At 73.3% G+C, this 14,165-nt stretch carries 12 protein-coding genes; 9 read left to right on the forward strand and 3 right to left on the reverse strand.

The window, feature by feature from the left end; translation table 11 throughout:
* Positions 1–42 precede the first annotated feature (42 nt).
* The gene (locus ACWG52_RS22780; protein ID WP_389815484.1) at positions 43–594 is read right to left on the reverse strand and encodes a cysteine dioxygenase; all 552 of its coding nucleotides are present in this window, start codon (positions 592–594) and stop codon (positions 43–45) included.
* A 629-nt stretch (positions 595–1,223) separates the two neighbouring features.
* Between ACWG52_RS22780 and ACWG52_RS22785 the strand changes: the two genes are divergently transcribed.
* The 3 genes from ACWG52_RS22785 to ACWG52_RS22795 all read left to right on the forward strand — a co-directional run bounded on the left by ACWG52_RS22785 (position 1,224) and on the right by ACWG52_RS22795 (position 6,848).
* Positions 1,224–1,487 carry a WhiB family transcriptional regulator gene (locus ACWG52_RS22785; RefSeq protein WP_003983763.1) on the forward strand — a complete coding sequence of 88 codons (264 nt, stop codon included), beginning with the start codon at positions 1,224–1,226 and terminating at the stop codon, positions 1,485–1,487.
* Positions 1,488–1,737: 250 nt separating this feature from the next.
* Positions 1,738–5,367: a glycosyltransferase gene (locus ACWG52_RS22790; RefSeq protein ID WP_453125758.1), complete on the forward strand. Its 3,630-nt coding sequence runs from the start codon at positions 1,738–1,740 to the stop codon at positions 5,365–5,367.
* Entirely contained in the window at positions 5,364–6,848 is a 1,485-nt protein-coding gene (locus tag ACWG52_RS22795) for a DUF5719 family protein (protein WP_390169158.1), read from the forward strand. Before ACWG52_RS22790 ends, ACWG52_RS22795 begins: the two co-directional genes overlap by 4 nt.
* 74 nt (positions 6,849–6,922) lie before the next feature.
* Here the strand turns inward: ACWG52_RS22795 and ACWG52_RS22800 are convergent, their stop codons facing one another.
* Entirely contained in the window at positions 6,923–7,402 is a 480-nt protein-coding gene (locus tag ACWG52_RS22800; RefSeq protein ID WP_371587864.1) for a metallopeptidase family protein, read from the reverse strand.
* 15 nt (positions 7,403–7,417) lie between these two features.
* Between ACWG52_RS22800 and ACWG52_RS22805 the strand changes: the two genes are divergently transcribed.
* The 6 genes from ACWG52_RS22805 (at position 7,418) to ACWG52_RS22830 (ending at position 13,106) form a co-directional block, all read left to right on the forward strand.
* Positions 7,418–7,867: a DUF3499 domain-containing protein gene (locus ACWG52_RS22805; protein ID WP_389815644.1), complete on the forward strand. Its 450-nt coding sequence runs from the start codon at positions 7,418–7,420 to the stop codon at positions 7,865–7,867.
* Between the two features lie 79 nt (positions 7,868–7,946).
* Positions 7,947–9,320, forward strand: a complete 1,374-nt coding sequence (locus tag ACWG52_RS22810) for a phosphomannomutase/phosphoglucomutase (RefSeq protein WP_389815474.1) — start codon at positions 7,947–7,949, stop codon at positions 9,318–9,320.
* A gap of 245 nt (positions 9,321–9,565) precedes the next feature.
* On the forward strand, positions 9,566–9,751 hold the full coding sequence (locus ACWG52_RS22815) for a Trm112 family protein (protein ID WP_030724745.1): 186 nt from the start codon (positions 9,566–9,568) through the stop codon (positions 9,749–9,751).
* 13 nt (positions 9,752–9,764) lie between these two features.
* Positions 9,765–10,898, forward strand: a complete 1,134-nt coding sequence (locus tag ACWG52_RS22820; RefSeq protein ID WP_389815470.1) for an SIS domain-containing protein — start codon at positions 9,765–9,767, stop codon at positions 10,896–10,898.
* A gap of 48 nt (positions 10,899–10,946) precedes the next feature.
* Positions 10,947–12,110, forward strand: coding sequence for a mannose-6-phosphate isomerase, class I (gene manA / locus ACWG52_RS22825; RefSeq protein WP_389815468.1), 1,164 nt, complete (start codon positions 10,947–10,949; stop codon positions 12,108–12,110).
* Positions 12,111–12,182: 72 nt separating this feature from the next.
* Positions 12,183–13,106 (forward strand): cation diffusion facilitator family transporter, encoded by a 924-nt coding sequence (locus ACWG52_RS22830; protein ID WP_389815465.1) that lies wholly within the window; start codon positions 12,183–12,185, stop codon positions 13,104–13,106.
* Positions 13,107–13,164: 58 nt separating this feature from the next.
* On the opposite strand, the gene lepB is transcribed toward ACWG52_RS22830, so the two are convergent.
* Positions 13,165–13,842: a signal peptidase I gene (gene lepB, locus ACWG52_RS22835; RefSeq protein WP_389815462.1), complete on the reverse strand. Its 678-nt coding sequence runs from the start codon at positions 13,840–13,842 to the stop codon at positions 13,165–13,167.
* Between the last annotated feature and the right edge of the window lie 323 nt (positions 13,843–14,165).

Raw genomic sequence — 14,165 nt, forward strand, 5'->3', positions numbered from 1 at the left:
GAGGGGTGGTGGTCGGGCCGATCGAGGTCAGGCCGATCGAGGTCAGGCCGGTACGGACGCGGTTTCGGCCGGGGAGCAGCTGTGCATCGGCATCTCGGTCAGGCCGGGGAAGTAGACGTGCAGGCTGACCGCGCCGTCGAGGGTGTCGTTGACGACCTCGTGGGCGCGGCCGGGGGCCAGGACGCGCTGGGTGCCGGGGCGGTGGGTGGTGCGGCCGCGGGAGGTGTGCTCGGTGAGCTCGCCCTGCAGGACGGTCATGACGCCGGAGGAGGCGCCGTGGTCGTGCGGGCCGCTGCCCTGGCCGGGTACCCAGCTGAGCAGCCAGACCTCGTATCCGGGGCCGGTGCGCAGCCGGTGGTACCAGCGGGTGGTGGCGTCGTACTCGACGAGGTGCTCCCAGGAGGCGCGGTCCTCGGCGATGGAGCGGGCGAGCCCGGCGAACTCGGCGACGGTGGCCGGGTGTTCCCGGGCGGGCTGGAGCAGGTGCTGGACGGCGAGGATGTCGCCGGCGATCTGGAGGTCGCTCTCGACCGCGGCGGGCGCGACGGACGCGGCGGCGGGAGCGGTGGGGGTGGCGCTGTGCGTGCTGTTCATCGTGGGGGTACCTCGACGGATGTCAGTCGTGCTGGCGGTTGCTGCGGGGGGCGGGCCGGAGCTCTGAGGAGCCGGGGCTCCGCGGGCATCAACAGCTGCAACAGCAACAGCGAACCTGGGCAGCGCACAGGAACCCACGAATGGGGGTCCGGGTGGTGGCTGCGGGCGCTGACATGCGAACAAGGAGAACGGCTGGGGGGCCTGACTGTCAACCCAATGTCCGGTTTGGGGTAAAAGTTTCACCTCATCCGGTTACCGTGCCCGGAGAAAGGTTTGTGCAGTGTGCGGCAGGGGATGTGGCGCTGTGTCGGCGCTCAAACCAGATCCCGACTTCCGTGACCTGAATGTGATCTGCGCCGCTTCTCCGGCCGGACCGCAACCCCGCCCGGAGGTGGCACGTGGAATACGGGTAAAGACGGCAACCTGTGGTGCCGGTGGCATGTGTCACGATTTTTGGCGATATGAACACTTTCTGCATAGGCTTGGTTCCGCAGAGTGAATAAGGGGCCCAATAGCAGATCTCGGCTTGACTGCCCCGGAGCCACGCACTTGTAATTTCACTCGTGTCGTTACGTAGCAATCAGTGACGGCATCGTCACGGGGACGCACAGACAGAGCGAGGGGCGCACATGACCGAGCTGTTTCAGGAACTGCTGGTCGAGGAGGCGGACGAAGAGCTCGGGTGGCAGGAGCGCGCTCTGTGCGCCCAGACCGACCCCGAGTCCTTCTTTCCCGAGAAGGGCGGCTCCACCCGCGAGGCCAAGAAGGTCTGCCTCGCCTGCGAAGTCCGCTCCGAATGCCTTGAGTACGCCCTCGCCAACGACGAGCGATTCGGCATCTGGGGCGGTCTGTCCGAGCGGGAACGCCGCCGCCTGAAAAAGGCAGCGGTCTGAAACGGCCGGCGCACCACCGACCGGGCACCTACCGCACATCGCACGACATATCGAACGCACCACGGCACGTACCGCAGAACCGGCAGCACGGGACGACGAGCACGACACACAGCACGGCACACGGTCCGCCTCCTGCACCTTCCCCGCAGGAGGCGGACCGCTGTCGTGGCAGCCGTTAGGGTGGGGCGCTGTCCAGCAGCCTCCGAGGGCACACCACCCCCGGACCCCCGGCCGGAGGGCCCGTACCGCGATGTCCCTGCACAGCCAGTCGACGGCCTCCTACCAGGCCCCCGCCACACCCGAGTTCCCCCGGCACGTCGTCACCGCGGTCCTCGTCGCCCATGACGGCGCCCGCTGGCTGCCCCGGACACTCGCCGGCCTCCTCGGCCAGGAACGCCCCGCGCAGAACCACGTCGCCGCCGACACCGGCAGCGCCGACGAATCCGCGCGGCTGCTCACCGAGGCCCTCGGCGACGACCACGTCCTGCACCTCGCCCGCCGCACCGGCTTCGGCACCGCGGTCGACGAATCCGCCCGCAGCGCGGGCACCCTGACCCCCGAGGACCTCCCGTACCTCAAGCGCCCCAGCGGCTGGGACCCGGTCAGCCGCACCTGGCGCGACGACACGTACGACCTACCCGACCTCCCCCACGGCGAACCCGTCCAGTGGCTCTGGCTCCTGCACGACGACAGCGCCCCCGAACCCGACGCCCTCACCGAACTGCTCCGCGTCGCCGACGAGAACCCCGACGCCGCGATCATCGGCCCCAAGCTCCGCGGCTGGTACGACAAGAAGCAGCTCCTCGAAGCCGGCGTCACCATCGCCCGCAGCGGCCGCCGCTGGACCGGCCTCGACCGCCGCGAACAGGACCAGGGCCAGCACGACCAGGTCCGCCCCGTCCTGTCCGTCTCCACCGCCGGCATGCTGGTCCGCCGCGACGTCTACGACGAACTCGGCGGCTTCGACCGGCGCCTGCCCCTGATGCGCGACGACGTCGACCTGTGCTGGCGCGCCCAGAGCGCCGGCCACACCGTCCTCGTCGCCCCCGACGCCGTCCTGCGGCACGCCGAGGCAGCCGCCCGCGAACGCCGCACCGTCGACTGCGCCGGCCGCACCACCGCCGGCCCGCACCGCGTCGACAAGGCCGGCGCCGTCTACACGATCCTCGCCAACAGCTCCGGCCGCGCCCTGCCTTACGTCCTGCTGCGCGTCCTGCTCGGCACCGTGCTGCGCACCCTCGCCTACCTCATCGGCAAGGCCCCCGGCCAAGCCGTAGACGAGCTCACCGGCCTCCTCGCCACCCTGCTCCGCCCCGGCCGGCTCCTCGCCGCCCGCAAGGCCCGCCGCCGCCCCGCCGTCCCCGCCGCCGACCTGCGCCCGCTCTTCCCCCCGCCGGGAGCCTCCCTGCGGGCCAACGCGGAACAGCTCGCCGGCTACTTCGGGAGCGACCGCGACACCGCGACCGCCCCCGCGGGCCGGCACGGCGGCGGCAGCGTCCTCGACGCCCCCCGCGAGGACGGCGACTACCTCGTGGAGACCGAGCGCTTCGCCCGCCTCAAGCGGCTCGCCCGCAACCCCGCGCCCCTCCTCCTCGCCCTCCTGGCCCTCGTCTCCCTCGCCGCCTGCCGCGCCCTGATCGGCGGCGGCTCCCTCATGGGCGGCGCCCTGCTGCCCGCCCCCGACAGCGGCTCCGACCTCTGGAGCGCCTACACCGACGGCTGGCACGCCGTCGGCACCGGCTCCACCGCCTCCGCACCGCCCTACCTGGCCGTCCTCGGCACCCTCGCCACCCTGCTGTTCGGATCCACCCAGGCCGCCCTGACCCTGCTGCTCGTCGGATCCGTCCCGCTCGCCGGCCTCACCGCCTACTTCGCCTCCCGGCCGCTCGTCGAATCCCGGCTGCTGCGCGCCTGGGCGGCCATCGCCTACGCCTTCCTCCCCGCCGTGACCGGCGCCCTCGCCGGCGGCCGCCTCGGCACCGCCGTCCTCGCCGTCGTGCTCCCGCTCCTCGCCCGCGCCGCCGTCGCCGCCTTCGACCTCGCCGACGGCGCGGAAGCAGCCGACCGACGGGGCGGCCGGCGCGCGGTGTGGACGTACATCCTGCTCCTCACCCTCACCACCGCCTTCACCCCCGTCGTATGGCCCCTCGCCGCCGTCCTCGGGATCGGCGCGCTGGTCCTGCGCCGGGCGCACTGGAAGGCGTACGGCCTGCGCCTGCTCGCCACCCTCGCCGTCCCGCTGCTCGTCCTCGCCCCCTGGTCACTGGGCCTGCTCACGCACCCCGGCCGCCTCCTGCACGAGGCCGGACTGCCCTACGGGGCCGGCTCCGCCGACGCCGTAGGCCTCCTCGCCATCAGCCCCGGCGGCCCCGGCACCGGCCCCGGAGCGGTCCTCGTCGGCATCGTCCTCGCCGCCCTGGCCGCCCTGCTGCGCAGCGACCGCGCCTTCGCCGTCCGCACCGCCTGGGCCGCAGCCCTGGCCGGACTGCTCCTGGCCGTCGTCCTCAACCGCACCGCCTGGGCCGGACCCGCCACCCTCGTCTACGGGCTCGCCCTCCTCGCGGCCGCCGTGCTCGGCGCCGACGGGGCCAAGGAACGCGTCGCCGCCCGCAGCTTCGGCTGGCGCCAACCGCTGGCCGCCCTCATCGCCCTGGCCGCCGCCGTGGGACCGCTGATCGCCGCCGCCACCTGGCTGGTGGCCGGGGCCGACGGCCCGCTGCAGCGCCGCGACCCCGTACAGGTCCCGGCCTTCGTCGCGGACGCGGGCGGCGACGACAACCAGACCCGCACCCTGATCCTCGACCTGGACCCGCCGGCCACCGTCTCCTACAGCCTCGTCCGCGGCTCCGGCGGCCGCATCGGCGACGCGGAGGTCACCGCCCGCACCGGCGGCGACGCCCGCCTCGACAAGGTCGTCTCCAACCTCGTCGCCGGTTCCGGAGCCGACCAGTCCAGCCAGCTCAGCGCCTTCGCCATCCGCTTCGTGATGTTCCGACCCGGCGGCCCCGAGGAGATCCGCCGCGTCCTCGACGCCACCCCCGGCCTCAGCCGTCGCCACCAGCAGGACGGCACCGCCCTGTGGGGCGTCGAACCCTGGCAGCCGCGCGCCGTCATCCTCTCCGGCAAGCAGGGCGAGGCCCCGATCCCCGTCGCCGCCGGACCCGTCGAGGCCCACAGCAAGATCCCCGCCGGTGACGCGGGCCGCGTCCTGCGCATCGCCGACCGGGCCGACGAAGGCTGGCGGGCCACCCTCGACGGCAAGGCCCTCAAGCCCAAGACCGTCGACGGCTGGGCCCAGGGCTTCGAACTGCCCGCCGACGGCGGCCGCCTCGACCTCGTCCACGAGGACTCCCTGCTGCGGACCGCCTGGTACTGGGCCCAGGGCCTGCTCGCCGTGGTCCTGCTGGTGATGGCCCTGCCCGGCCGCCGCGCCGAGCTCGACGACGACCTGCCCGAGGAGGAGACCGCGCTCCCGTCCCGGCCCGGCCCGGGCGACGCAGGCGAAGGCCGCCGCGCCCGCCGGCTGCGCGCCGAGGCCGAACCGGCCCCCGTACCGGTGGAGACCGCCGAGGTCGCCGACCCGTACGCGCAGATCCCGGCGCAGCCCGTGTACGGCGACGACGGCTACGCCTACCAGGCCTACGGCGACCAGGGCGGCTACGCGTACGAGCCGCAGCAGCAGGTCCCCTACGACCAGTACCCGCAGTACGACCAGCAGGGCGGACAGCAGGGCGGGCACGCCGGCCAGGCCTACGAGGACCCGTACCCGCAGCAGCCGCAGCACCAGCCGGTCCAGGACCCGGACCAGCAGCAGTACCCCTACCCGTACGAGCCCTACCCGCCGTACGACCAGCGCCCGGACGGGAGCCCCCAGCAGTGAAGCAGCGCGCACCCCTCACGCTGGCGGCGGTGACCGCGGCCCTGGCCGCCCTCACCGGCGTCGCCGCCCTCACCGCACCCGCCGCCGACGGCAAGGCGGCCGACGCCAAGGCCGCCACCGCGGCCCGCATGCCGGTGGAGCGGTCCCTGCTGGTGTGCCCCGGGCCCAGCTCCTCGGACATCGCCGAGACGACGTACACGGCCTTCACCCCCGGCTCCCCCGCCGGCGAGGGCAAGGGCTCGGCCCGGCTGCTCGGCGCGACCAAGGACGCCAAGCCGGTGCTGGAACCCAAGGAGGCGGGCAAGCCCTTCGGGGCCACCGCCAGCGGCGCCGACGCGCCCGCCCTCACCGGCAGCGCCGACGGCGCCCTCGCCCCCGGCTGGACCGCACAGCTGACCACCAAGGTCTCGGTCGGCCGCACCCGCGGCGTGCTCGGCGTCGGCTGCACCGCCCCCGGCACCGACTTCTGGTTCCCCGCGGTCAGCACGGCCAAGGGGCGCGAGGACTACGTCCACCTCACCAACCCCGACGACGCCGCCGCCATCGTCGACATCAAGATCTTCGGCCCGGACGGTCCGGCCAAGCCCGACGCCGGCACCAGCGAGAGCATCCGCGTCGACCCCAAGTCCACCAAGACCGTCCTGCTGTCCACCCTCGTCCCGGGCGCCCAGCTCGCGGACGCCACCGCCCACGTCACCACCCGCGCGGGCCGCGTCGGCGCATCCGTGCAGGTCGGCGAGGAAGGAGTGGGCGCCGACTGGCTGCCGGCCTCCGCCGACCCGGCGGGCTCGCTCGTCCTGCCGGGCATCCCGGCGGACGCCACCTCCGTACGGCTGGTCGTCTTCGTACCGGGCGAGGAGGACGCCGACCTGAAGGTGCGCCTGGCCGCACCGGGCGGCTCCATCAGCCCCGCGGGCAACGAGCAGCTGCACGTCAAGGCCGGAATGACGGCGGCCGTCGACCTCAAGGACCTGACCCGAGGCGAACCCGGCTCGCTGCTGCTGACGCCCTCCGACCCCAAGAAGTCCGCCCCGGTCGTCGCGGCGGTACGGGTGGTCCGCGGCAGCGGCGCCAAGCAGGAGATCGGCTTCGTCCCCGCCACCGGGCCGGTCGGCGTACGGGCGACCGTGGCCGACAACCGGCCCGAGGAGAACACCACCCTGCTGGCGCTGACCGCGCCGGGCGCCGACGCGAAGGTCAAGGTGACCGCCTCGCCGGGCACCGGCGGCGGCGAGCCGGCCTCCCAGGAGGTCATGGTCAAGGCGGGCACCACCCAGACGCTGTCCCTGGCCCCGGCGGGCGGAAAGGGCTCCTACGCCCTCACCGTCGAGACCGTCTCGGGCGGCCCGGTCCACGCGGCCCGCACCCTGTCCCTCCCGCACGAGGGCATCGCGATGTTCACCGTGCAGGCCCTCTCGGACGACCACTCCACGGTCTCGGTCCCCAAGGCCGTCCAGGACCTCTCCGTCCTGACCCGCTGACAGGACGGCGCCCCGGCACGCGCGAGGTGGGCCGGGGCGCCGACGGCCTCAGGGCGTGTCCGCGAAGTAGCGGCCTAGTTCTCGCCGTACCGGGGGTCGACCGTCTCCGGCGACAGCCCCAACAGCTCCGCCACCTGCTCCACGACGATCTCGTGGACCAGCATCGCCTTCTCGTCCCGCGTCTTGGTCCGGATCTCCACCGGCCGCCGGAACACCACGATCCGGGCCGGTCGCCCCTCGCGGGACTCCTGCACCGCGCCCAGCGGCACCGCCTCGTCGTTCCAGCCACCGTCCGGACCGCCCGGCGGCCCCGGCACGTCACCGATCAGGAACTCCACCTCGGACAGCTGCGGCCAACGTCGCTCCAGCCGCTCCACGGAGTCCCGTACGAGGTCCCCGAACAGCTCCGACCGGCTCGCCGACAGCGGCACCTGAGGAGGAGCCACCGGACCGCGCATCCCGCGCCCGTGCCGGTCCCGCCGGCGCGGGCGCGGCTCGGCCGGGGCCCCCGCGGGGGGCTCTGCGGGGCAGGGAGGAAGAGGGGTGTCCGTCACCCCCGCAGGGTAGCCCTGAGCACGACACGGGGGAGTGAGCGGCGGTGGAGTCGTCGCGGCCCGGTCAAGAGTGCGGTACCGTCCAACGTCGTGAGCCTTGTACGTCGCTGTTCGCGCACTGCGTGCGGCCGCCCTGCCGTCGCGACACTGACGTACGTCTACGCCGATTCGACCGCAGTTCTCGGCCCGCTCGCCACCTACGCCGAACCCCACTGCTACGACCTGTGCGCCGAGCACTCGGAGCGCCTGACCGCCCCCCGGGGCTGGGACGTCGTGCGCCTGTCCGACGGCTCCGGGCCGTCCCGCCCCAGCGGCGACGACCTCGAAGCCCTCGCCAACGCCGTACGCGAGGCGGCGCGCCCGCCCGAGCGGACGGTGGAGGCCGGCGGTTCCGGTCAAAGCCGCCCGGTCCCCGGCGAGACCCGTCGCGGACACCTGCGGGTCTTGCGCTCGCCCGATTCCTGACGCCAGGACCGTCTGAAAAGCCCCTCCAGGTTCGAGGTAGGTTTGCCGAACCGCACAGAACACCTCAGGAGGGCAGGCAGTGGCCGCAGATCTTACGAACATCGTCAAGGCATACGACGTACGAGGCGTCGTACCGGACGAATGGGACGAGCCGCTGGCCGAACTGTTCGGTGCCGCCTTCGTCGAGGTCACCGGCGCCACGGCGATCGTGATCGGCCACGACATGCGCCCCTCCTCCCCGGGCCTGTCCGCCGCCTTCGCGCGCGGTGCGGCCGCCCGCGGCGTGGACGTCACCCTGATCGGCCTGTGCTCCACCGACCAGCTGTACTACGCGTCCGGCGCGCTGAACCTCCCCGGCGCGATGTTCACGGCCTCCCACAACCCGGCCCAGTACAACGGCATCAAGCTCTGCCGCGCCGGCGCGGCCCCCGTGGGCCAGGACACCGGCCTCTCGCGCATCCGCGAGCTGGCGGAGCAGTGGACCGACGAGGGCGCCCCCGCCATCGCCGCCGGCACCGTCCCCGGCACGATCACCGAGCAGGACACCCTCGCCGGCTACGCCGCGCACCTGACGGGCCTGGTCGACCTCACCGCCATCCGCCCGCTCAAGGTCGTCGTCGACGCGGGCAACGGCATGGGCGGCCACACCGTCCCCACCGTCTTCGAGGGCCTCCCCCTCGACCTGGTCCCCATGTACTTCGAGCTGGACGGGACGTTCCCGAACCACGAGGCGAACCCCCTCGACCCGAAGAACATCGTGGACCTCCAGGCCCGCGTACTGGCCGAAGGCGCGGACCTCGGCATCGCCTTCGACGGCGACGCCGACCGCTGCTTCATCGTCGACGAGCGCGGCGAGGCCGTCTCCCCGTCGGCGATCACCGCCCTGGTCGCGGCCCGCGAGCTGGCCCGCAACGGCGGCAAGGGCACCGTCATCCACAACCTGATCACCTCCTGGTCCGTCCCCGAGGTCGTCCGCGAGCACGGCGGCACCCCCGTCCGCACCCGCGTCGGCCACTCCTTCATCAAGGAGGAGATGGCCAAGACCGGCGCCATCTTCGGCGGCGAGCACTCCGCGCACTACTACTTCAAGGACTTCTGGAACGCGGACACCGGCATGCTCGCCGCGCTCCACGTCCTGGCGGCCCTCGGCGGCCAGCAGGACACCCTCTCCTCCCTGGTCGCCTCGTACGACCGCTACGAGGGCTCGGGCGAGATCAACTCGACGGTCGCCGACCAGGCCGCCCGCGTCGCCGAGATCAAGGACATCTACGGCGCCCGCGAGGACGTCACCCTGGACGAGCTCGACGGCCTGACCGCGACCTCGACCGACTGGTGGTTCAACGTCCGCGCCTCCAACACGGAGCCCCTGCTCCGCCTGAACGTCGAGGCCCGCGACGCCGCCACCCTGGCGAAGACCCGCGACGAGGTCCTGGCCCTCATCCGCAAGATCTGACCCAGGCAAGATCGGCCCCGCCGGACACCTTCCCGTGCCGGCCGGGCCGAAGTCGGACCCGCCGGCGTTCGAGGCGCGGGTCCGGGCAGAGCCCGGTGCCCGGCAGAGCCGGGGTTCCCCCCGAGGGGCGGAGCCCCGGCGCCCGCCCGGCCCGCACGGGCGCCGCACCGGCGACCGTCGGCCCGCACCGGAGGTGACTCGGCGGTACGCTGACCCCCCAACCGCATGCCCGAAGGGAACGCCCCATGCCGCTCGAAGCCGGACTCCTGCAGATCCTCGCCTGCCCCGCCTGCCACTCGCCCCTCCAGGACAAGTCGGCCGACGAGACGGCCCCCGAGCTGATCTGCACCGGCCAGGACTGTGGCCTCGCGTACCCCGTCCGGGACGGCATCCCGGTCCTCCTCGTGGACGAGGCCCGCCGCCCCGCCTGATTAGGGAGCCCGCATGCTCGACGAGTCGCTCCTCGACGCCCCCGACGAACTCGCCCGCTCCGACCGCCGCGGCCTGCTCCGCGGCGCCGCCGAAGCCGGTGCCAGAGTCCGCACCGCGGCCCGGCACGCGACCGAGGCGGGCCTCGCCGACCTCCGCCCCGACGGCCGCCCCCGCACCGTCCTGATCGCCGGTCCCGGCACCGCCGCCACCGGCGTCGCCGACCTGCTCGGCGCCCTCGCCGGAGCCTCCGCGCCCGTCATCCGGCTGGATCCCACCGGCGTCGCCCACGCGGCCGGCGCGCTGCGCTGGGCGCTGCCGGGCTGGGCCGGGCCCGTCGACCTGCTGCTCCTCGCCACCACCGACGGCACCGAGCCCGGACTCGCCGTCCTCGCCGAGCAGGCGTACCGCCGCGGCTGCACCGTCGTGGCCGTCGCCCCCGAGCGCTCACCGCTGAGCGAGGCGGTGGACGGCGCGCACGGGCTCCTCGTACCGATGGCCAAGGCCCCGTACCAGGAGTACGACGAGTCGGCCGCCGCCGGACCCGGCGCCCTGTGGGCCCTGCTGACGCCGCTGCTGCTGCTCCTCGACAAGGTCGGCCTGATCACCGCCGCCCCGGACACGCTGCAGCTCGTCGCCGACCGGCTCGACCGGACCGCCGAGCGCTGCGGGCCCGCCATCGCCACCTACTCCAACCCGGCCAAGACCCTCGCCGCCGAGCTGGCCGACTCCCTCCCGCTCATCTGGAGCGAGGGCGCCGCCGCCGGCTCCGCGGGCCGCCGCTTCGCCGCGACCCTCGCCGAACTCGCCGGCCGCCCCGCACTGGCCGCGACCCTCCCCGAGGCGCTCCCCGCCCACGGCGTCCTGCTCGCCGGAGCCTTCGCAGCCGGAGCCGACCCCGACGACTTCTTCCGTGACCGGGTCGAAGAGCCCCAGGCCCTGCGCGCCCGCGTCGTCCTGCTGCGTGACCGGCCGGCCGGTGGCCTCACCGCCGCCCCCGCCGCACGCGAGCTCGCCCACAGCCACGACACGGCCATCAGCGAACTCGAACCCGAGGAGGGCGTGGAGCTGGAACAGCTCGCCGAACTCCTCGCCGTCACGGATTTCGCCACCGCCTACCTGGCGCTGGCCTCCGGGGGACGCACCTGAGGCACACATCCGTGCCCGCCCCTTCATCCAGATCCAGGAAGACGACCGATGGACCGCCTGACGAACACGATCCGCCCCTACGCCTGGGGATCCACCACCGCCATCCCCACCCTCCTCGGGGTGGAGCCCACGGGTGAGCCCCAGGCCGAGATGTGGATGGGCGCCCACCCCGGCGCCCCCTCCCGCCTCGACCGCGGAACCGGCGAGACCACCCTGTCGGACGTCATCGCCGCCGGCCCCGAGCGCGAGCTCGGCGCGGCCGCCGTCGCCAAGTTCGGCCCCCGGCTGCCCTTCCTCCTCAAGATCCTCGCCGCCGGCGCCCCGCTCTCCCTCCAGGTCCACCCCGACCTGGCCCAGGCCAAGGAGGGCTACGCCGACGAGGAGCGCCGAGGCGTCCCGATCGACGCGGGCCACCGCAACTACAAGGACGCCAACCACAAGCCCGAGCTGATCTGCGCGCTCACCCCCTTCGACGGCCTGTGCGGTTTCCGCCCGCCCCTGGAGGCCGCCGAACTCCTCGCCGGCCTCGGCGTCGACTCGCTCGAACCGTACGTCGACCTGTTGCGCGCCCACCCCGAAGAGGCGGCCCTGCGCGAGGTGCTCACCGCCGTACTGACCGCGGACCGCGCGGAGATGGCCCGTACGGTGACCGAGGCCGCGGCCGCCGCCGAACGCCTCGGAGGCCCGTACAAGCCCTACGCCTCACTCGTCCACGACTACCCGGGCGACCCCGGCGTGATCGCGGCCATGCTCCTCAATCACGTCCGACTCCAGCCCGGCGAGGCCATGTTCCTCGGTGCCGGCATCCCGCACGCCTACCTCGACGGCCTCGGAGTCGAGCTCATGGCCAACTCCGACAACGTGCTGCGCTGCGGGCTCACCCCCAAGCACGTGGACGTGCCGGAGCTGCTGAAGATCGTGAAGTTCGAGCCCAGCGACCCGGGCGTAATGCGCCCCGAGGCGACCCCCGAGGGCGAGGAGGTCTACGAGACCCCCATCGACGAATTCCGGCTCTCCCGCTTCCTCCTGGCGCCCGGCGGAGCCCCCCAGGTGCTCGCGGACGGGACCCCGCAGATCCTGCTCTGCACCGCCGGTTCCCCGCAGGCCGGCGAACTGACCCTGCGGCCCGGCGAGTCGGTCTTCGTACCGGCGGGCGAAAAGGTCGAACTCTCCGGAAGCGGGACGATCTTCCGAGCCGCCGTGGTGGTCTGACGTAGCGTCCCTCCCACGGGCTGCAACAATGTGCCGCCGGTAGTCAGTGGCTAGGAAGGACACCCTGCACCCATGAGCGCGTCGGGCGGTACCAAGGCGATCGTGGCGGCACTCGCCGCCAACCTCGCCATCGCTGTAGCCAAATTCGTGGCATTCCTCTTCAGCGGCTCCTCGTCGATGCTCGCGGAAAGCGTCCACTCGCTGGCCGACTCCGGGAACCAGGGGCTGCTGCTGCTCGGCGGCAAGAAGGCCCAGCGCGAGGCGACGCCGCAACACCCCTTCGGGTACGGGCGCGAGCGCTACATCTACGCCTTCCTCGTCTCCATCGTGCTCTTCACCGTCGGTGGCATGTTCGCCATCTACGAGGGCTACGAGAAGATCCACGAGCCGCACCCGATCGAGGCCTGGTACTGGCCGGTCGGCGTCCTGCTCTTCGCGATCATCGCGGAGTCCTTCTCCTTCCGTACGGCGATCAAGGAGTCGAACGAGATCCGGGGCAAGCAGACCTGGACCCAGTTCGTCCGGCGCGCCAAGGCCCCCGAGCTGCCCGTCGTCCTCCTGGAGGACCTCGGCGCGCTCGTCGGCCTGGTGCTCGCGCTCGGCGGCGTCGGCCTCGCCCTGCTGACCGGCGACGGTGTCTGGGACGGCATCGGCACCCTGTGCATCGGCGTCCTGCTCATCGCGATCGCGATCGTCCTGGCCGCGGAGACCAAGTCCCTGCTGCTCGGTGAGGCCGCCGGCGTCGAGGAGGTCGAGAAGATCAAGGCCGCGGTGGTCGACGGGGACGTCGTCACCCGCGTGATCCACATGCGCACCCTGCACCTGGGCCCGGAGGAGCTGCTGGTCGCCGCCAAGATCGCGGTCGAGGGCCACGACACCGCGACCCAGGTGGCCGACGCGATCAACGCGGCCGAGGCCCGCATCCGCGAGGCGGTCCCGATCGCCCGGGTGATCTACCTGGAGCCGGACATCTACCGCCCCGAAGCCACCAAGTAGCCACGAACACGTGAAGGCCCCCGCGAGCAGCAGCCCGCGGGGGCCTTCACGCGTGGTGCTACGAATCCTCGACGTGTACGGCGCCCCAGACGGGCCCCGCCGGTACCGGCTGCTTCCGCCGCGCCACCCGCGCGGCGATGCCCAGCCCGAGCGCCACGGGAAGGGCGAGGGATCCGACCCACGACGCCACGCCGCACGTCAACATCAGCGCGTTCTCCCACGGGACGCTGACCCCCGTCACGTCCGACACCGCCAGCGTGCCGTACTGGAGCTCCGGGAAGTAGCGGGAGTCCGCGGAGTTGCCCCGGTTGTCCCCCAGGACGAAGACCCGGCCCTTCGGCACCGACACGGCGAAGCTGAGGCCCGGGTCCCCGGGAGCGCCACCCAGGACGTAGGGCTCGTCGAGCGGCTGCCCGTTGAGGGTCAGGGTGGCGTCCCCCTTCGCGTAGGCGATGTGGTCGCCCTCCACCGCCACCACGCGCCCGACGGAGAGATACGGCCTCTGCCACGCGACGCTGCGGTAACCGACGACGTCACCACGACGTACCTGCGCCGGATCCTTCCTCAGCAGAAGCTCGTCCCCGTCCCCGAGCGTGGGCAGCATCGAGTCGCCGGCGAAGTACAGCGGCTCGAACCGGCTCACCATGAGCGCGACCCCGCCGACGTTCAGCGCGACGCCCGATATCAGGAGGACGATCGCCCATATCCGCAATTTGCGCCCAGGTCTGTGTTCCATGACTCCGTAGCCCCTCCCACCAGTGCGAACGGCCGGAAGACTACGGTCTGGCCGAAACCCTACGGAGGCCGGGTCCCGATCTTCGGATCTCCGTCCGTACCCCCTGGTCGACGCCCCGTCAGGCACGGCCCGCGCCCCCTCCGGGAAGGCGCCGTCCGCGCATCACCACCCGGTTTCTTCCTCGTCCGACTGGGGCTCGCTCCACCGATCGGTGTAGATTCGTGCCCAGTGTCAGGCGTCGCTGCTGATGGCGGGTCGGGCGGTCCCTGCGACCGGCCGAGGGGAGAGAGGACCCCCGACGGACTGTGCTCGGTGTCCCGTCC

Source organism: Streptomyces sp. CLCI03, from assembly GCF_053615355.1.